Source organism: Burkholderia sp. AU38729, from assembly GCF_020419725.1.
Taxonomy (GTDB): domain Bacteria; phylum Pseudomonadota; class Gammaproteobacteria; order Burkholderiales; family Burkholderiaceae; genus Burkholderia.
The window spans coordinates 700,184-718,427 of sequence record NZ_JAIZQO010000001.1; the positions used below are offsets into that span (position 1 = coordinate 700,184).

The 18,244-nt window shown below is 66.0% G+C and carries 20 protein-coding genes; 10 read left to right on the top strand and 10 right to left on the bottom strand.

The genetic code is table 11. The features are described from left to right. Positions 1 to 233: 233 nt before the first annotated feature. The 3 genes from LGM56_RS03070 to LGM56_RS03080 all read left to right on the top strand — a co-directional run bounded on the left by LGM56_RS03070 (position 234) and on the right by LGM56_RS03080 (position 3,742). A complete protein-coding gene (locus LGM56_RS03070) occupies positions 234 to 1,550 on the top strand; it encodes an MFS transporter (protein WP_226202761.1) in 1,317 nt (438 codons plus the stop codon). A gap of 156 nt (positions 1,551 to 1,706) precedes the next feature. After that, positions 1,707 to 2,957: an MFS transporter gene (locus tag LGM56_RS03075; protein ID WP_226202762.1), complete on the top strand. Its 1,251-nt coding sequence runs from the start codon at positions 1,707 to 1,709 to the stop codon at positions 2,955 to 2,957. A 173-nt stretch (positions 2,958 to 3,130) separates the two neighbouring features. Beyond that, the gene (locus LGM56_RS03080) at positions 3,131 to 3,742 is read left to right on the top strand and encodes a cysteine hydrolase family protein (protein WP_226202765.1); all 612 of its coding nucleotides are present in this window, start codon (positions 3,131 to 3,133) and stop codon (positions 3,740 to 3,742) included. A 15-nt stretch (positions 3,743 to 3,757) separates the two neighbouring features. On the opposite strand, the gene LGM56_RS03085 is transcribed toward LGM56_RS03080, so the two are convergent. The 3 genes from LGM56_RS03085 to LGM56_RS03095 all read right to left on the bottom strand — a co-directional run bounded on the left by LGM56_RS03085 (position 3,758) and on the right by LGM56_RS03095 (position 7,329). Further along, positions 3,758 to 5,383 (bottom strand): amidohydrolase, encoded by a 1,626-nt coding sequence (locus LGM56_RS03085; RefSeq protein ID WP_226202767.1) that lies wholly within the window; start codon positions 5,381 to 5,383, stop codon positions 3,758 to 3,760. A 419-nt stretch (positions 5,384 to 5,802) separates the two neighbouring features. Then, positions 5,803 to 6,618, bottom strand: coding sequence for a helix-turn-helix transcriptional regulator (locus tag LGM56_RS03090; protein ID WP_226202769.1), 816 nt, complete (start codon positions 6,616 to 6,618; stop codon positions 5,803 to 5,805). Between the two features lie 234 nt (positions 6,619 to 6,852). Next, a complete protein-coding gene (locus LGM56_RS03095; protein ID WP_011354627.1) occupies positions 6,853 to 7,329 on the bottom strand; it encodes a nuclear transport factor 2 family protein in 477 nt (158 codons plus the stop codon). A 329-nt stretch (positions 7,330 to 7,658) separates the two neighbouring features. Here LGM56_RS03095 and LGM56_RS03100 point away from each other — a divergent pair, with 329 nt between their 5' ends. Then, positions 7,659 to 8,045, top strand: coding sequence for a winged helix-turn-helix transcriptional regulator (locus tag LGM56_RS03100; protein WP_089496622.1), 387 nt, complete (start codon positions 7,659 to 7,661; stop codon positions 8,043 to 8,045). A gap of 493 nt (positions 8,046 to 8,538) precedes the next feature. Here LGM56_RS03100 and LGM56_RS03105 read toward each other — a convergent pair whose 3' ends face one another. Beyond that, the gene (locus tag LGM56_RS03105; protein WP_089496623.1) at positions 8,539 to 8,913 is read right to left on the bottom strand and encodes a YXWGXW repeat-containing protein; all 375 of its coding nucleotides are present in this window, start codon (positions 8,911 to 8,913) and stop codon (positions 8,539 to 8,541) included. Between the two features lie 588 nt (positions 8,914 to 9,501). Here LGM56_RS03105 and LGM56_RS03110 point away from each other — a divergent pair. Beyond that, positions 9,502 to 10,620: a porin gene (locus LGM56_RS03110; protein ID WP_089442094.1), complete on the top strand. Its 1,119-nt coding sequence runs from the start codon at positions 9,502 to 9,504 to the stop codon at positions 10,618 to 10,620. A 180-nt stretch (positions 10,621 to 10,800) separates the two neighbouring features. Here LGM56_RS03110 and LGM56_RS03115 read toward each other — a convergent pair whose 3' ends face one another. Beyond that, positions 10,801 to 11,199, bottom strand: coding sequence for a GreA/GreB family elongation factor (locus LGM56_RS03115; protein ID WP_059239999.1), 399 nt, complete (start codon positions 11,197 to 11,199; stop codon positions 10,801 to 10,803). A 512-nt stretch (positions 11,200 to 11,711) separates the two neighbouring features. On the opposite strand from LGM56_RS03115, the gene LGM56_RS03120 reads away from it, so the two are divergent. Beyond that, positions 11,712 to 12,041, top strand: a complete 330-nt coding sequence (locus tag LGM56_RS03120) for a DUF4148 domain-containing protein (protein WP_089496625.1) — start codon at positions 11,712 to 11,714, stop codon at positions 12,039 to 12,041. A gap of 153 nt (positions 12,042 to 12,194) precedes the next feature. Here LGM56_RS03120 and LGM56_RS03125 read toward each other — a convergent pair whose 3' ends face one another. Beyond that, positions 12,195 to 12,656: a CBS domain-containing protein gene (locus tag LGM56_RS03125; protein ID WP_069252006.1), complete on the bottom strand. Its 462-nt coding sequence runs from the start codon at positions 12,654 to 12,656 to the stop codon at positions 12,195 to 12,197. A 177-nt stretch (positions 12,657 to 12,833) separates the two neighbouring features. Between LGM56_RS03125 and ribA the strand changes: the two genes are divergently transcribed. Together ribA and LGM56_RS03135 are read left to right on the top strand one after the other, a co-directional pair. Further along, positions 12,834 to 13,484, top strand: coding sequence for a GTP cyclohydrolase II (gene ribA, locus LGM56_RS03130; protein WP_069260282.1), 651 nt, complete (start codon positions 12,834 to 12,836; stop codon positions 13,482 to 13,484). 148 nt (positions 13,485 to 13,632) lie between these two features. Further along, positions 13,633 to 14,199, top strand: a complete 567-nt coding sequence (locus LGM56_RS03135; protein ID WP_226202771.1) for a GNAT family N-acetyltransferase — start codon at positions 13,633 to 13,635, stop codon at positions 14,197 to 14,199. A 21-nt stretch (positions 14,200 to 14,220) separates the two neighbouring features. On the opposite strand, the gene LGM56_RS03140 is transcribed toward LGM56_RS03135, so the two are convergent. Beyond that, a complete protein-coding gene (locus LGM56_RS03140) occupies positions 14,221 to 14,607 on the bottom strand; it encodes a VOC family protein (RefSeq protein ID WP_089427154.1) in 387 nt (128 codons plus the stop codon). A 297-nt stretch (positions 14,608 to 14,904) separates the two neighbouring features. Between LGM56_RS03140 and LGM56_RS03145 the strand changes: the two genes are divergently transcribed. After that, the gene (locus LGM56_RS03145; RefSeq protein WP_226202772.1) at positions 14,905 to 15,195 is read left to right on the top strand and encodes a hypothetical protein; all 291 of its coding nucleotides are present in this window, start codon (positions 14,905 to 14,907) and stop codon (positions 15,193 to 15,195) included. 173 nt (positions 15,196 to 15,368) lie between these two features. On the opposite strand, the gene LGM56_RS03150 is transcribed toward LGM56_RS03145, so the two are convergent. From LGM56_RS03150 to LGM56_RS03160, 3 genes are all read right to left on the bottom strand, one after another. Beyond that, complete coding sequence (locus LGM56_RS03150) at positions 15,369 to 16,133, bottom strand: hypothetical protein (protein WP_179254884.1); 765 nt, start codon at positions 16,131 to 16,133, stop codon at positions 15,369 to 15,371. Positions 16,134 to 16,184: 51 nt separating this feature from the next. Further along, complete coding sequence (locus LGM56_RS03155; protein WP_027789397.1) at positions 16,185 to 16,793, bottom strand: acyl-homoserine-lactone synthase; 609 nt, start codon at positions 16,791 to 16,793, stop codon at positions 16,185 to 16,187. A gap of 214 nt (positions 16,794 to 17,007) precedes the next feature. Beyond that, positions 17,008 to 17,451, bottom strand: coding sequence for a DUF4902 domain-containing protein (locus tag LGM56_RS03160; RefSeq protein ID WP_089496628.1), 444 nt, complete (start codon positions 17,449 to 17,451; stop codon positions 17,008 to 17,010). A gap of 72 nt (positions 17,452 to 17,523) precedes the next feature. On the opposite strand from LGM56_RS03160, the gene LGM56_RS03165 reads away from it, so the two are divergent. Beyond that, positions 17,524 to 18,243: an autoinducer binding domain-containing protein gene (locus LGM56_RS03165; protein ID WP_089496629.1), complete on the top strand. Its 720-nt coding sequence runs from the start codon at positions 17,524 to 17,526 to the stop codon at positions 18,241 to 18,243. Position 18,244: the final 1 nt, after the last annotated feature.

The following is an 18,244-nucleotide window of genomic DNA, read 5'->3' on the forward strand; positions in this document are numbered from 1 at the left end:
CGGCAACATTTAATCTCCGGCTAATCATCCGCCGCGGGCGTTAATTGATGCGGGTTTTCGGCGTCCCTATGATCGTTTCACGCTGGTCGTACGGGCAGGCCGCGAGGTTCCGATGGTGCGGGTCCGTGCCCGCGCCTTGCCGGCCGGCGATACGAACACCCGGTTCGCCCATGCGTGCCAAGCAACACGGCGCACATGCGGCGCGGCGCCATGAGACTGCAGGAGAGACAAGCATGCGCGACTCACGTCGGAACTCGCGGCATCGGCAGGTGGTGGCCGCTGTCGTTGGCAACACCCTCGAGTGGTACGACTTCATCGTTTACGGTTTCTTCTCCGGCATCATCGCGCGGCTGTTCTTTCCCGCCGAGAGCCAGTACGCGTCGCTGCTGATGTCGCTCGCGACCTTCGGCGTCGGCTTCTTCATGCGCCCGGTGGGCGGCATCCTGCTCGGGCTCTATGCGGACCGCAAGGGCCGCAAGGCCGCGATGCAGCTCATCATCTTCCTGATGACGCTGTCGATCGCGCTGATCACGTTCGCGCCGTCGTACGCCGTGATCGGCCCGGCAGCGCCGATCCTGATCGTCGTCGCGCGGTTGCTGCAGGGCTTCGCGACGGGCGGCGAGTACGCGAGCGCGACCGCGTTTCTCGTGGAAAGCGCGCCGGAGAACCGGCGCGGCCTGTACGGATCGTGGCAACTGATCGGCCAGTGTCTCGCGGTGTTCTCGGGCGCCGCGATGGGCGCGTGGGCCACGCAGTCGCTGTCGGACGCGGCGCTGCATAGCTGGGGCTGGCGCGTGCCGTTCGCGCTCGGGCTGCTGATCGGGCCGGTCGGCCTGTGGATCCGCCGGCACATGGAGGAGACCGAGGCGTTCGTCGCCGCGAGCAAGTCGACCGTCGAGCCGCCGGCGAGCGTGTCGGGCGTGCTGCGCGACAACCTGCGCGGCGTGCTGGTGTCGATGGGGCAGACGATCACCGGCACGGCCGTGTTCTACGTGATGCTCGTCAACATGCCGACGTTCGTGCACAAGACCTTCGGGCTGCCGCTCGACCAGGTCTTCAAGGTGCAGATGGTGGCGGTTGCGCTGCTGACGGTGACGATCCCGTTCGCGGCGCTCGTGTCCGACCACATCGGCCGGCGTCCCGTGCTGATCGCCGGTTCGCTGGCGCTGCTGACGGTCACGTATCCGCTGTTCACGTGGCTGGCTGCCGCGCCGGGCATCGGGCGCCTGCTCGTGATGCAGCTCGTGATCTGCACGATCATCGGCATCTGCTACGGGCCCGCGCCGACCACGCTCGCCGAGCAGTTCGCGACGCGTTCGCGCTCCACGGGCATCGCACTCGCGTACAACGTCGCGGTGATGGTGTTCGGCGGCTTCGCGCCGTTCATCGTCACGTGGCTGACGCACGCGAGCGGGTCGCCCGTCGCGCCCGCATGGTACGTGTTGTTCGCGGCGTCGTTCGGGCTGCTCGCGAGCGTGTTCATGCACGACGGCGCGCCGTGCGTGCTCGGGCGCCGGCAGTTCCAGGGCGAGCCGTTGAGCGTCAAGTAGCGACCGTGGCCTGCCGCCCGCGCCGGCGAGCCATCGGCGCGGGCGGTGGGCAGGGTAGCGGTCCTGCCGATGCTTAGCATCACGGGCGGCGGCCTACCGCGGCCGCCGCCCCATCGTTACGCTTGGGCGATCATCCACTCTGTCCGGAAGGTCGCCATGTCCCGGCTCGACTACACGTTGCTCGGCCCCTGCCTGCTCGCCATCGCGATCGACGCGATGGGCTTCGGGCTCGTCTATCCGATGATGTCCGCGATCTTCAGCGATCCGCACGCGGGCATCCTGCCGGCCGACGCCGGCGCGCATGCGCGCAATTTCTACCTCGGTCTCGGCTACGGGATCTACCCGTTGTGCATGTTCTTCGGCTCGTCGCTGATGGGCGACCTGTCCGATCGTTACGGCCGGCGCAGGATCCTGCTGCTGTGCGTGCTCGGCCTCTCGGCCGGCTACGCGATGATGGCGGCCGGCGCGTGGCACGCGAGCGTCGCGCTGCTGCTGGCGGGCCGCGGGCTCACCGGGCTGCTGGCCGGCTGCCAGGGCATCGCGCAGGCGGCGATCACCGACCTGAGCACGCCGGAGAACAAGGCATACAACATGAGCATCATGTCGCTCGCGTTCAGCGCGGGCGTGATCGTCGGCCCCGTGCTCGGCGGCGTGACGTCCGATCGCACGATTTCGCCGCTGTTCGACTACGGCACGCCGTTCGTGCTGGTCGCCGCGCTGTCGCTGGCCTGCGCGTGCTGGACCTGGGCGTCGTATCGCGACTCGGCCGCACCGCGCGGCGACACGCGCATCGATCCGCTGCTGCCGCTGCGGATCATCGGGGAGGCCGTGCGCCAGCGCAACGTCGCGTTCCTGTCGGTGGTGTTCTTCCTGATGCAGGTCGGCTATGGGCTCTACCTGCAGACTATCATGCTGCTGCTGCAGGCGAGATTCGGCTACACGGGCGCGCGGCTCGGGCTGTTCAGCGGCGTGATCGGGCTCTGCTTCGTGTTCGGGCTGCTGTTCGTCGTGCGGCGGATGCTGCGCGTGTGGCGCGTGGTCGACATCGCGAAGACGGGCCTGCTCGTCGCGGGCGTCGGCCAGGTCCTGTCCGCGCTGTTCCCGCACGAGCCGGTGCTGTGGGCGCTCGCGATGGTCGTCGGCTGCTTCGACATGGTCGCGTACACGACGATGTATACGGCGTTCTCCGACGCGGTCAGCGAGGACCGGCAAGGCTGGGCGCTCGGCGTCGCGGGCTCGGTGATGGCCGTTGCGTGGGTCGTGACGGGCGCGCTCACGAACCTGCTGCCGGTGTTCGGCGAGACCGGCCTGCTGCTGATCGGTGGCGCGGGCTTCCTGCTCAGCTTCGCGATGATGGTTGCGTATGGCCGCACGCAGCCGGGTGCGCGAACAGCCGCGCTGTCGTAGGCGGTTTGCACGTTGGCCCGATCCTGTCGGACGTTGTCCCGCGCACCGCTGTCGCGCCAGGCCGCGCGGCCCGACACTGGCGCCTCGCGTCCCGGGAGCATCCGGGCCGCGTCCGGCGGCGCCGGCTGGCCCGGCGCGCCGTTCCTTCGACATGCCAACCGAGAGAGCGACCCATGCAACATCCGACCATCCGTACCCTGGCGGGCGCGAGCGCGCCGACATCGATCGCCGCCGCCCGCACCGCGCTGCTGGTGATCGATTTCCAGAATGAATATTTCAGCGGCCGCCTGCCGATTCCGGAGGGGCCGCGCGCGCTGGGCAACGCGCAGCGCGTGATCGCGTTCGCCGACCGCGCGGGCATGCCGGTGTTTCACGTGCAGCACGTCGATGCGGCCGACGGCCCGATCTTCGCCGACGGCAGCGACGGCTTCCGCTTTCACGCGAACCTGCAGCCGGCGGCGCATCACACGGTGGTGAAGAAGACGTCGGTGAGCGTGTTCCCGACGACGGACATCGATGCGCGCCTGAAGGCGGCCGGTGTCGACACGCTGATCGTCACGGGGCTGATGACGCATGCATGCGTCGCCGGCGCGGCACGCGATGCGGTGCCGCTCGGCTACGCGGTGATCGTCGTCGACGACGCATGCGCGACGCGCGACCTCGACCTCGCGGAGGGCGGCACGGTATCGCACCGGGACCTCCATCGCGCGACGCTGGCCGCGCTGTCGGACACGTTCGGCGACGTGCTGACGACCGAGCAGGTGCTGGCGCTGGCCGTCGCCTGACGCCGATTGCGTGCTTCAGTCGGCCCAGCCCGGCGCGGCATACACGACTTCGCCGCGGAAGCACGTCTCGATCACACGGGTTTGCGCGAACGTCTCGACCGGGTGCGCGAACGGATTGCGGTCGAGGATCGCGAAGCTCGCGTCCTTGCCCGCTTCGAGCGAACCCGTGCAGTCGTCGAAGCGCAGCGCATACGCGGTGTTCACCGTATAGGCCTCGAGCATCGTGAGCAGGTCGAGGCGTTCGTGCGGATTCCACGGCGGGCTGTCGGGCTGGTCGATCAGCAGGTGCGTGACGCCCGTCTGGATGATCTGCATCGGGTCCATCGTGCTGACCGACCAGTCGGAGCCGGCCGCGAGCATCGCGCCCGCGTTGCGCAGGCTGCGGAACGGATAGTTGCGCGCGGTGCGCTCGGCGCCGAGCAGGTCGCGATAGAGCTGCTGCTGCTCCTCGCGGGCGGCCGTCCACAGCGTCTGCACGCTGGCGATCGCGCCGAGCCGGTTGAAGCGGCTCATGTCGGCCGGATCGACGAGCTGCAGGTGCGCGAGCTGCGCGCGCCGGTCGCGCATACCGTTGCGGATCTGGACGTATTCGAGCGCGTCGAGCGTCATGCGCACCGCGCGGTCGGCGAGCGTGTGGAAGTGCAGGTCGAAGCCGGCCGTATCCGCGAGCAGGCAGATCTCGTTCAGCGCGTCCTGGCTCCACAGCGCGAGGCCGCAGTCGTCGGTGCCGGCGTACGGCTCGAGCAGCGCGGCCGTCTTCGATTCGGGCACGCCATCGACGAAGATCTTCACCGTATGCAGGCGCAGGTTGTCGCATTCGTATTCGCGACGCCATCTGGCGAAGCGCTCGATCTGCTCGCGCGGATCGCGGCGCGGGTTCGCATAGAGGCCCGCGCTCATGTACACCCTCAGCGCGCCCGAGCGCTGCGCGTCGGCATACGCCTTGAGTTCGGCCTCCTCGACGCGCGCGTCGAACCAGCCGGTGAGGCCGTAACCGTGCGCCATCGCGTGCGCTTTCGCGAGCGACTTCGGGTAGCCGGCCGGGCTCAGTTGCGGAATGAGCGGGCACACGCGGTAGAACGCCGCTTCGTGCACGACGCCGTTCGGCGCGCCGGACGCGTCGCGCTCGTACACGCCGCCGGCCGGGTCCGGCGTATCGGCGTGAATGCCGGCCGCTTCGAGCCCTTTCGTGTTGAGGCAGCCGCTGTGCACGTCGAAGCCGACCACGAGCAGCGGCCGGTCGGGCACGATCCGGTCGAGCAGCTCGCGGGTCGGATACGCGCCGAATGCGGCCAGGTTGGCGCCGCCGAGATAGACCCACGGTTCGTTCGGCGTCGCATCGGCGCATGCGCGAATGCGCTGCAGGATCGTGTCGGGATCGTTGATGCCGGACAGGTCGAAGTCACCGAGGATCTGGTGGCCTTCGAGCGGGTGCACGTGGCCGTCGATGAGGCCCGGCAGCATCAGCCTGCCGGCCAGGTCGACGACGCGCGTCGCCGGGCCGGCCAGCGGGCGGATGTCGTCGTCGCGGCCGACGGCGACGATCTTGCCGTCCTGGGTGGCCAGCGCCTGAGCGAAGCGGCGCTGCGCGTCGCCCGTGTAAAGCAGGCCGTTCAGATAGACGGTATCGGCGTGTTGCATGTGTCTCCTCCGGATGGGGGAAGATTCGACGGGCGCACGTGTCCGGCGGGCGGGCCGTCTGGCTCGTCCGGTCGCGTGAACCCGGTCGGGTTGGAATGAGATGCGGGGCGGCTAGGTGCCGGTGTTGCGCGGCGGGCGCGGCGATGCGTCGCCGTGAAGGCCGGCCGCTGCCGGAGCGTCATGCCGATCACGCCGCCAGGTCTGAATCGGCGGATCGATGGGCGACGCGCGCGCGGCCGCGTGGGCCGGCGTCCATCCGGTATTCGGCATGCCGTGTCTCCGTGATATCCGACGCGTTCCGGTCGTCGGGTGAGTCAGATACTAGGAGCGGGGCGGCCGGTTGTCTGTCATCGTTTTGAGGACAAAGCGCGACAAAGAAGGCGGGGGCGAGCGGGCGTGCAGCGATGCGGAGGTGTCAGCTATTGACCGCGGTCCCCCGGCGGTTCCTCTTCGGTCACGCACCACGCGAACAGCCCGGCCCGGTTCGCCACACCGAGCTTCGCGAGCGCGCGCCCGAGATAGGTGCGTACGCTGCTGGGCTTGAGCGCGAGGGTATCGGCAATCTGCGGGACAGGCTGGCCTTGCAGCACCGCGCGGCACACGAGCCGTTCGCGCTGCGACAGCACCGCGCTGCTGGCCGACAGGCGCTGTTCGAACCGCTGCAGCAACGCGCCGTCGTCCGAGCGCGGCGTCAGGCGGGCGAGCCGGGCATGCTGGATCAGGAGCGGCAGCACGAAATCGCCGAGCTGCCGCAGCAGCGCCAGCTCGGCCAGCGTATAGGACGGCTGGCCGCGCCGGCGGAACAACGAGAACGCATAGACATAGTCGCGCTCGCTGCCGAGCAGCGTGCAGTCTTCGCCGAGATCGCCGAGCGCGAAATGGCGGCCGTATTCGGTTGCCGTATCGATGTCTTCGTTGCACGAGAACACGAGCTGCGAATCGGTGGCGCGCTCGATATGCGGGAGGAGCGTGTCGGTGCGCCAGTCGCCCTGGGTATAGAGATCGAGCGCGTGGCGCGTGCCGTCGGGATCGTCGCCGCCCGCGAAGAACAGCACGTCGACACTGTCGACCGACTGCGACGGCGCATCGCGGCGGTAGCGCGTCGCGACGCTGTAATGGGAGTGCGGATCGACGGTTTCGCGCAGCCATGCCCAGAGCCGGGCGGGAAACTGCGGACTGCCGAGGCTGGCGACCAGGTCGCCGGCATTGCTGAGGGAAATATGGGCGGGGCTCATCGTTGACACCGTCTGCGCGAACGGCCGCCCGTGCCGGCCGTGCTTCGCTTGCCATGGCGCGCCGGCGGCGCGGCGGCTGGCGGTGCGGTCATGCGGGACGGAGGCCGGCACGGCGGCGAAGCTCGATTGTAGGGGAGTTCGCCGCCGCGGGGCATGCGCGCTTGCCCGGCGGGCGGCCGATCGTCCTTAGACGGGGGTTGCGCATCGTGGCGCACCACGTGCCGGCCGCGCGCGTCAGAACATCGTGTTCGCGTTCGCGGACTTTTCCGGTACCGGCTGGATCACGTCCCAGTGTTCGACGATCTTGCCGTCCTTGACGCGGAAGATGTCGACGACCGCTTCGCCGCGGTCGCCCGGACGCTCGGTCGCATGCACGTGCAGGTAGACGAGGTCGCCGTCGGTTGCGCTGCGCACGATGCGCGCGCGCGATGCCGGGTTCTTCTGGAACGCGCCGACGAAGTACGACACGAATGGCTTCTTGCCATCCGGCACGTGCGGGTTGTGCTGCTTGTAGTCGTCCGCGACGACGGCGGCGGCTTCGACGGCTTCGTGCTTGTTGAAGAAGCGGTCGTAGAACGTCAGCACGAGCTGGCGGTTGGCTTCCTCGGCGGCCAGGTCGCGCGTGGCCGGGCCGGCGGCCAGCGCGGCCGTCGACGCGGCCAGCAGGACGAGCGCGGCAACGGCGCGAACGGGGGAGCGGAGCGATGACATGTAGCGGGTTCCTTGTCTGATGAAGCGTGGGTGGGTGCGCGAAGAGCGACCGCGGGTCGAGCCTGCCGCGGCGATCAGCGGGCGGCGGCGCATGGTTGCGGATGCACGCGCCTTGTCGCCGCGAGGGGTTTTCCGCCCGGCCCGTATCGTGACGACACGGGCCGGTAACGGCCGCGCGCCGTCGTCATGCTTCGTTGAACTGGCGAATCCGCGCGGCTGTCGGGGCGATCGAATGGTACAGTTGCCGCGAACCCGTCACAAGAAGTCAGCGCGGTGTGAACAGGTCACACCGCGCTGACCCTGCGTTGCCCGTGAAAGAGAATCCAGTCATGCCGTTCCCGCCCGCCGACGAATCCGTCGAACTCGATCAGCCATGCCCGATTCGCGATGTGCTCGACCGCATCGGCGACCAGTGGAGCCTGCTCGTGCTCGAAGCGTTGTCCAGCGGGACGATGCGTTTCAACGAACTCGGCCGTACGATCGGCGATGTGTCGAACCAGATGCTGTCGCGCACGCTCAAGCGGCTCGAGCAGGACGGCTTCGTCAGTCGCACGCTGTACGCCGAAGTGCCGCCGCGTGTCGAATATGCGCTGACCGACCTCGGGCGTTCGTTCCTGACGCCGATGCAGGCGATGATCCGGTGGGCCGACGAACATCATCGCGCGATCTGCGTTGCGCGACGTCGTGCGCGGGAAATGGAAGGGGGCGGGCGCTGAGCGGGGGCTTGCGCCGCCTTGTCGCTGGGTGTTGTGCTGCGTTCGGGGGCGATGCGACGAGGCGTGGCGTAGTTGCCGGTGCATCGCCATTGCATGAGTTCGTTATCCAAATGATTTCGTCGGTTTGATCAAGGGCGCCGATGCTGCAGTGCGTTCCATTCGTCCCGTATGCGGCAATGCGCTGGCGATGCTCCGTTTAACAAGGGCAGGTACGGGGCGATCGAGACGGCGGTCTTTCTGTGCATCGCGCACGAAGAGTGCGGCAGGGTCCGGTCGAGGCGGGATGGTGTGCGGTAGACCGGCGAGCAACGTCGATGGTCGAGGTTGCGTGACCGGAAGCATCTCCCCGGTTTGCGCGCCGGCATTGGGCCAGGGGGCAGGATTCGTGGGGGCGCCTGCCGGGCATCATGATGTTGATGTCGGGGCGGAGCGGCACGGGTTCGCTCGCGCCACCTGCCCCGAGCCTGCTACTGGCCGGGCGCCCGGTGGCTGCCTATCGCCACGTACCGTCGACGTAGATCCACACCTGTCCCTGGCGGCGCCAGTAGCCGGGCACCCACCGACGCCCGGGGCGCCGTGCGACCCAGCGCCCCGGCACCCATATATAGCGGCCACGCTGCCAGCGCCAGTAGCCGTCGGTCCATATATAGCCGTGCGGCCGTGGCGGCGGCGGACGGCGGTCGTGCCGGGCGGCCGGCGGTGCGATGCCCGGGCGGTCCGGATAGGGCGGGCCGCCGGGCACGCGATTCGGGCCCGACGGCCGGTACACGGGCGGCGCCGGCTGGGCCGAGGCGGCGCGGAGCCAGCCGCCGGTGCCGACGAAGGCGGCAGTCAATCCGATGGCGCGCAACAACGAGCGTCGATTCATGGCGTGTCCTGTTCTGTATTCGAGGCTGCCTTACATTAGCCTGCCAGTCGGCCGGCCGGGTTACGCGAGCGGTTAACGCTGTTACCGTGTGTCACGGCAGGTGGAAGCTGGCCTTTCTATATGGATGGGTGCAGGGGATGTGACCCGCCGAACGACTGTCGTGCCCTGTTTACTGGCCGACGGATGCGTTTTAGGTGTCCGGAGCCAGAAATTCGAGAGCCAGTTGGGTAGAATTTACCGATTTCGGGGTGTCGCGCCGAATCCGTTTGTTGTTTCTATGCAACCGTCAAGACGATGACATGTAAGAATGGTGCGATGAAAGGCTCCAAAAAGCCCCCGTCAAGAAGTCAAAAACAAACGTCAAAACAAATACTTATAACTCGTCCCCACTTTCATTATTTCTAGTTCTGGAAAAGCTTATTTCTTTATTTGCGGATCGCTCCCCTAGGGTACACCCCTAAACTCACGGTTCCCAAACGGGCAACTATCCGGGCGCGGCCAGCAGGATCGATGGCGCTCCCGGGCGGTTGAAGACCGTTTATGAACAAGGTCGCGAGACCTGCCTCTTTTTAGAAGGGAGCTCCACGAATGAACAAGACTCTGATCGTTGCAGCAGCTGCAGCATCGTTTGCTACCGTCGCTCACGCACAAAGCAGTGTCACGCTGTACGGCGTGCTGGACGCAGGCATCACCTACACGAGCAACGTCCAGCCGGCACTCGGCCAAGCTGGCAAGTCGCGTTGGGCGATGGGTTCGGGCATTGACCAGAGCCGTTTCGGCCTGCGTGGCTCGGAAGACCTGGGTGGCGGCCTGAAGGCAATCTTCACGTTGGAAAGCGGCTTCAACATCGGTAACGGCAAGTTCGCGAACAGCAACGGCATGTTCAACCGCCAAGCTTTCGTCGGCCTGTCGAGCCAGTACGGCACGGTCACGCTGGGTAAGCAGTATGACGCAACGCAAGACTACCTGGCGCCGCTGACGGCAACGGGCTCGTGGGGCGGCACGTACTTCGCGCACCCGCTGAACCTCGACCGTCTGAGCACGAACGGTGATGTCGCTCAGAACAACACGATCAAGTTCACGAGCGCTAACTACGCTGGCCTGCAATTCGGCGGCACGTACTCGTTCTCGAACAACACGAACTTCGGTAACAACCGTGCGTACAGCGCAGGCGTTGCATACCAGTTCCAAGGCCTGAAGCTGGCGGGTGCATACTCGCAAGCGAACCTGGGTGACGGTACGAACGCAAACGGCGCAACGTCGTCGGCAATCGGTGGCATCGCTAGCCAAGGCCGCGTCCGCACGTACGGTGCTGCTGCTGGCTACGCATTCGGCCCGGCACAAGTCGGCGCTGCATGGACGCAAGCTCGCCTCGACAACAACGCAGTTGGCGTCGGCACGCTGCGCACCGACAACTACGAAGTCAACGCAAAGTACAACCTGACGCCGGCTCTCGGCCTGGGCGCTGCTTACACGTACACGAACGCGAAGATCAACAACGGCAGCACGCACTGGAACCAGTTCGGCCTGCAAGCTGACTACGCTCTGTCGAAGCGCACGGACGTCTACGCACAAGCTGTGTACCAGCGTGCAGCGAAGAACGGCATCGGCGCGTCGATCTACAACGGCAGCAACTTCAGCGACAACCTGCCGAGCTCGTCGATCAACCAAACCGCAGCAACGGTTGGTCTGCGTCACCGCTTCTAAGCGTGACGGCGGGGTAACCCGCTACGCAGCATCGAAAAAGGCGCCTTCGGGCGCCTTTTTTTCGTCTGCGGAATGCGATGTCGACGATTCATGTCGTCCGGACGCAAAAAAAGCGAGGCCTGTGCCTCGCTTTTTTCGTTGCGCACCGCTACGGCGCGGTGCCGACGGCAGGGGGGGGGCTCAGCGCGTGTATTCGCCGTTGGCTTCGGGCTGGAACACGATCGCGGCGACCTTCATCTGCTTTTCGGCGCCGCTCGGCTGCGTCACCTTGACCATCTGGCCGCGCTGGGTGCCCAGCAATGCCATGCCGACGGGCGAGAAGACGTTCAGGCGGCCGAGCTCGAGATTGGCGGCATCCGGATAAACAATCGTCCAGGTGGCCTGTTCCTGGGTCGCTTCGTCGAGCAGCGTGATCTGCGAGTTCATCGTGACGACGTTCGCCTTGATGGCGTCGGGCTGGACGATGTCGGCGCGCTCAAGAAGCGTATCGAGCATCGTCTGAAAGCGCGGGTTGTGTTCGGCGTGCTTCTCGAGGCGAGCAACGTCGAGTTCGGTCAACTGGTAAAGGCGTTGTTTCATGGCAGTTCTCCAAATGATCGGCAAGGGCAGGCGTGGCGTGCCTATGGGGATCGCCCGGAGCCTGTCTGACCTGGCTCCGGGAGGAGACCGAGCCGTCAGATCAGGCGCCGGGCAGGGGCGAGCGGCGCCTGGGCCGTGCGTCGAGCGAGGGGATGCGCCGGATGACCGGCGCGCGCGCGCACGCCGGCCGGGCCGGACGGCGAAACCGAAAGGGGCGTGAGCGCGTACATGGTGGATGGAAGATCGACTGACGAATATAACCTTACGATTCTACAACACAACCTTCGGGATATGTGATTCGGCTGTCGGCATTTTGTCAGCGATTGTTGTGCGAGTGAAGCAAGTTGCCGCGATATCGTCCCGGATGTGCCAGCGATTTTTGTCAAAATCGCAACGCTGTATGTTCAAACTAAGGGTTTCCCCTCGGATGGGCGAGCACTACACTGGATTCAATCGCTTCAGACAGTCCTGCCGAGGCGACACCAAAAGAGAACACATACCGGAGGTAAATCATGAAGTCGGTCATCTACGCAGCTATCGCCGCATCCGTCCTTGCCACCCCGATCGCATCGTTTGCACAGTCCGAGCAGGGGTTGACCCGCGACCAGGTCAAGGCCGAACTCGTGCAACTCGAACAGAACGGCTACAAGCCGCTGGCGAGCGATTCGCAATATCCGGACAACATCCAGGCCGCTGAACAACGCATTCAACCGAACCAGCCGATGCTCGCGCAAGCCGATACGAGCGGCTACGGTGCCGTGGCGACGGGTGCGGGCCAAGCCGGCCGTCGCATGACGCGCGAAGCACCGAATCCCGTGAACTCGGTCTATTTCGGCAACTGAACGTCCCCGGGTCTGCCCGAGCGCACCGCTTAATCGACGAGACGCGCACCCGTTGTGCGCGTCATTCGCCCGCAGGAGCAGAACCTCCGTCGCCGCATTCCGGCGGCTTTCCGCCCAGACGCTCGCGCGTTTGGGCCTTTTTTGCTGGGCGGGTCAGGCGGACGTGACCGCGGGCGTGCCGTGGATATAGTGTTCGAGCTGGCTGATCGTGAACTGCTGATCGGCAATCACGCTCTTCACGAGGTCGCCGATCGAGATGAGGCCGACCAGCTTGCCGCCGTCGAGGACGGGCAGGTGGCGCATCCGGTGCTCGGTCATCAGCGCCATGCACTCGTCGGTGGATTGCGACGGTTCGACGTAGCGTACCTTCGCCGTCATGATTTCCTCGACGCGGGTGGCTTTCGACGAGCGGTCCTGCAGGACCACCTTGCGCGCGTAGTCGCGCTCGGTGACGATGCCCGCGATGTCGTCGCCGTCCACGACCAGTAGCGCGCCGATGCCTTTTTCGGCCATCAGCTTGATGGCGTCGTAGACGAGGTCGCTCTTCGTGACGGTGTAGATGGTGCGGCCCGAATCCGGCTTGGCCTTGAGAAGTTGCGCGACAGTCGTACTCATTCGCTTTCTCCGTGTGCAGGTCGATGCTGGGCAGGCAGGGTGTGATGCTTGTCACCCGATGAGCCCAGTATAGCCGCGCAGGTGGCGGCAGTCGCGTGACGATTCCAGATTAGCGGTAAACTCCGGTCACGCACTATCCACACAATTCCTACATTCCTGAACGTTTCGATTGAATTCATGATGTCTTCGCGTCCCCAATCGCCCACGCCGGGCAATGGCCAGGCCGACGAGTGCGTGACGCTCGTCGCTACCGCGTCGCTGCCCACGCGTTACGGTACGTTCACGTCGTACGCTTTCCGCGTATCGGGCAGCGATGCCGAACATCTCGCGCTCGTGATGGGCGACGTCGCCGGCGAGCAGTCCGTGCTGACGCGCCTTCATTCCGAGTGCCTGACCGGCGATGTATTCGGCTCGTACCGCTGCGACTGCGGCGAGCAGCTCGATCTCGCGTTGCGTTACATCGCGGCGGAAGACCGCGGCGTGCTGCTGTATCTGCGCGGCCATGAAGGGCGCGGGATCGGCCTGAGCAACAAGATCCGTGCTTACGCGCTGCAGGAGCAGGGGCGCGACACCGTCGAGGCGAACCTCGACCTCGGCCTGCCTGACGATGCCCGCGAATACGACTCGGCTGCCGCGATTCTCCGGATCCTTGGCGTGACGTCGGTGCGGCTGATGAGCAACAACCCGGCGAAGTTCGACACGCTCGCGAAGCACGGTATTCCGGTTTGCGAACGCGTGGCGCTTGCGGTGCCCGTGCGCGAGGAAAACGAGCGTTATATCCGCACGAAGCAGACGAAGTTTGGGCATTACTTCGAGGAAAACGAGTAACCGCCTCGGGCGCACCGGCGCCCGTTTCTCGTCATCTGTTCCCTGGATCGTCGCCTACAAAGGCGACGATTTTCATTTCTCCCATCCGTTCCGCTTTCAGGTTTGTGACGGCGCTCGCGTTACGTCGCCAGAACGATCCATCGCCCCTATGTCCACACCGTCGAAGATCGAAACCGAGCGTTTGACGCTGCGTCGCTGGCGGCCGACGGATGCGGGCGCGCTGTCGGCGATGCATGAGGATCCAGACGTGACCGCATGGCTCGCGCGCGGCCCGATGTCCGTTGACGAGGCGAGCGACGTCCTCGCGCGCTTCGACGCGCATTTCGATGCACACGGTTTCGGCCCGTGGGCCATCGAGCGCCGTGCCGACGCGATGCTGATCGGGGTGTGCGGCCTGTCGCACGAAGCGCGTGCAACGCATCCGATGGCGCCGTGCGTCGAGATCATGTGGCGGCAGGCGCGTCACGCCTGGGGGTGCGGCTACGTTGCCGAAGCCGCCGCCGCCGCATTGGCCGACGGGTTCGACCGGATCGGGCTCGGCGAGATCTTCGCGTGGACGGCCGACACCAACCTGCGATCACGCCACGTGATGCAGCGGCTCGGCATGCAGCATCGGCCCGCGCGTGATTTCGACCATCCTGCGTTGCCGGACGGGCACGCGCTGCGTCGGCACGTCGTGTATGCCGCCCGTGCCGCCGGCGTGGCCGGCGCGTAACGATTCACGCGTGTTCGCCTGTCAGCGCCACGTGCCGTTCTGCAGCACGATCCGGTAGCCGTCGGCATCCTCGAAAGTCTGCCCGGATATCTCCCAGTACGGATTGAACGACGTCACCGGCATGAAGCCATGTTCCGTGGCGCGCGCGCATGCAGCTTCCCATTCCGGCCGATCGGGCAGATAGAACACGATCAGGTCTTCGGGCGTCGGTGACGGCGCGATCGGGTGGTCGGGGCAGTGCGTGAATTCGAAGTGATAGTCGAGGCCGTCGCGCCCGAGCATCACGCCGGAAAAACCGTCGTGATCTTCAAAGCGCGCAAGAACGGACAGCTCGAGAGCGTCGCGATACATGCGCTCGGTACGGGCGAGGTTGCTGACCGGGCGGGCAATGCGCAGATGGGCGTGCAAGATGGCCTCGGGGGCGAGTGGCGGGCCGGTCAATGATAAGCCGGCCGATCCGGATTGCGTGTGACGAACGGCGCGCGTTCCGGCGTGGGTCCATCGTATCGAACGATATGGGCTTCTTCCGGCCAAACGAATCGAACCGCCGAACCTCGTCTCGTGAAAGAAAAAACATGACGCTCCCGATCAAATGCGCGCACCCCATTGCAGCCGGTGCTTGTCAGGACAACCTTCGACGTCCTGTTTTCGCGCCAGTCTGTCGATTGATGGGCCGACGTGCCGATCCCGGGCGAGAGGGCGCAAATGAGTAAGCCCGATCTCCGTCGGCCGGTTACCGGCCCTTATCGCCAGTCGCGATGGGCGGGCGCGTTGGAGATTGCCTTTGGATGGGTGGCCAAGGGAACGATGGTGCTGGTCGGACTCGGCATGGTCGCGCTGGCGGCCCTGACGGGCGACGTGAGTGCGCTGGTTGATTTGCCCACCACCAAAAAGGGCTGGTTGTACCTGCTGCTGGTCGTGATCGGGGTGGTGGCGCTGATATTTGCGGTACACCACTACTGGCCGTGGCCGTCTAGTGTGCGCCAGGCAGGTTAGGCGGGGAGGAAGATGATCTGTCCCCGTAATTCACGCGGGCAAGAAAAAGCCCGCTACATTGAGCGGGCTGAATCCATGTTTGGAGACATGGAGGAGACAGACGTAAATTTAAGGGAAAACCCGAGGCATGGCAAGCCCTAGTTGTATCGATACAACTTCGTGTTGCATCGCACTCACATGCCGCCTGCCCGCGCGTGCGCCGCAAACGCGCTGAAACGCTCCTGCGCGACCGGTAACGCATACTTGTCGCGCATCTCCGTCTCGATCCATGCGCAGGCCTCGCGCGCGCAGTCGGTCAGCGCATGCCGCGTCGCATGGCCATCGATGTCGTAGACGAAGCGTACGCCGACCTCGTCGTCGGCCACCTGCCGCTCGAGCTGGTTGAGCTGCAGTTGCGGCCCATGCTGTTGCGACAGCGCACGGAGTTCGTCGAAGTGATATTCGAGCCAGTCGGCAAAGAACAGCGCGTCGCTGTGGCACGGCAGCCGGAAGGCCGCGCTGCGCGACGGGCGCGGCGCGGCTTCGCCGGCCGACGCATGCGGGTCGCCGTCAGTGGCGACGGACGCGTCGACGGGCGCAAGCGGCTGCTGAATCTGGCGGTAGGGCTCGCGATCACGCAACGCGTGCCACAGCAATTCGTCGCCGGCGGCGCCGGATGGCTGCATCGTCAGGTCATGCCGGCCTTCGCCGGCCGGCGCGATGTCGCGGATCACAAGGCGCAGCGAGCAGAGCGGCTCGTCCGCGACCAGCAGCGTCGCCGCGCGCGGCAGCCCGCAGACGAGCGGCGCGGCGCCGGCCGCACGGAACACGAGCCCGCGGCGGTCGAGCCGCACGAGCGGCAGCGGCCGGGGAAACGACGGGTAGGCGACCGCGATGCGGGCGCCGTTGGCGCTCGTCAACCCGGGCATCATCGCGCGAAAGACCTGAGACGGGTCCACGTTGATTCTCCTTCGTTACGATACCGCCCGGACAGAAACGCGCGTTCCGGTTCAGGCGGCGATGGCTTGCCGGGCGGCTTGCCCCGGCTCGATTCCTAGTGCGGCAAACGTTTGCGGATCGATGTCGATCCAACAGGCGACCACCAGACGTCCGTCAACCTGCTTCGGCGGGCCTGCGCGGTGCGCGTGTATGCCGATCCGGCGGAACAGCCGTTCCATGCTCGCGAACGTCACGCCGATCAACTGCCGCGCGCCAAGCTGCGCCGCGCATTCGACGACGGCTGCGAGCATCGGGCGCACGGCCCATTCGGCATTGCCCGGCCCGCCTTCGTCATCGGTTGCCGCAAACCGGGACAACTCCCAGACGGCGGCCGATTGCGGCAGCGGCATGTCTTCGGCGATCAGGTCGGCGAACAGCGACTTCAGCAGATACGGGCGCGTCGTCGGCAGCAGGCGCGCACATCCGCACATGTCGCCGCCGGCGTTCCGCGCGAACACGTACACGGTATCGTCGCGATCGAACTGGTCGCGCTCGAAGCTTTCGTTCGCTGACGGGAGTGCCCAGCCGAGCTGCTCGACGAACACACGGCGCCGATAGCGCCCTAGATCCGCCGCAAGTTCGTGTGGCAACCGCCCTTCCTCGTGAACGAAGGTCCGCATGGTGTCCTCGGATCTGTGCTTTTGTATGCATGCATTACATCGCGCAGCACGAGGGGGCTGTAACTGGTAACTCTTACAGGATCGCGTCGGAAAGACGCCGTTTAGGACGTGGTAACGGTTTCTTGATCAACAGGATTGAAAACCGTGGCGCTTTTGCTTATAAAGAGCGCCAGCATGGCGGAAATTGTCAGAGGAATAGAGGCGCAGCCAGTTGTCACTGGAGCGTCGGACCGGCATGATAGGCGTCGTTGCGTCCGAGCAGGGCCGACGCGACCGCGGCGGGCCAGTCGATGCACGCGAGCCGTGCGGCGAGCGCGGCGGCCGTGCGGACCATGCCGATGTCGGCGCCCGTGGCGTCGGTGACCATCACGTTGCTGCGGACGTCGCCGCCCGCGATCACGAACGCGCCCGTCGCGCGTTCGAGGTACCAGTCCCAGCCGATCGTCACGTAAGCGACGCCGGCACTGGCCGGGCGATGCCATTCGGTGTAGCCGGCGAGGCGCGCGTCGATGGCGCTGTCGCGCAATTCCTCGAGCAGCGATGCGTCGAGGCCGCTTGCGACATGGTCGAGCGCAAGCACGGCCAGTGCGCTTTCTGACAGGCGTACGTAGCCGTCCGGGGACGGGCCGGGGACCGAGTGCAGCAAAGGTGAAGTCATGCGCGGAATGTATCAGCCTCGAACGGGTCTGGAACCTGACAAGTATGACAGCGTGACGTTGTCGGAGAATGAATGGAACTGCGCTGGCAGGATGCCTATCAACAATTCAGCGCCGCGGAAGACGAGCAGCAGCTCTTCCAGCGGATCGCCGCCTATTCCAAGCGGCTGGGATTCGAATACTGCTGTTACGGCATTCGCGTCCCGCTGCCCGTTTCGAAGCCCGCGGTCGCGATCTTCGATACCTATCCGGACGGCTGGATGGCGCACTACCAGGCGCAGAACTACATCGAGATCGACTCGACGGTTCGCGACGGCGCGCTCAGCACCAACATGATCGTCTGGCCGGACGTCGACCGGATCGAACCGTGCCCGCTGTGGCAGGACGCACGTGATTTCGGGTTGTCGGTGGGTGTCGCGCAGTCGAGCTGGGCGCCCCGCGGTGCGTTCGGCTTGCTGAGCATCGCCCGCCATGCCGACCGGCTGACGCCGGCCGAGATCAACATGCTGACGTTGCAGACCAACTGGCTCGCGAACCTGTCGCATTCGCTGATGAGCCGCTTCATGGTGCCGAAGCTGGCGCCGGCGGCGGGCGTCACGCTGACCGCGCGCGAACGCGAGGTGCTGTGCTGGACGGCCGAGGGCAAGACCGCGTGCGAGATCGGCCAGATCCTCAGCATCTCGGAGCGGACGGTCAACTTCCACGTCAACAACATCCTCGAGAAGCTGGGCGCGACGAACAAGGTCCAGGCGGTCGTCAAGGCCATCTCGGCCGGGCTGATCGAGACGCCCTGAC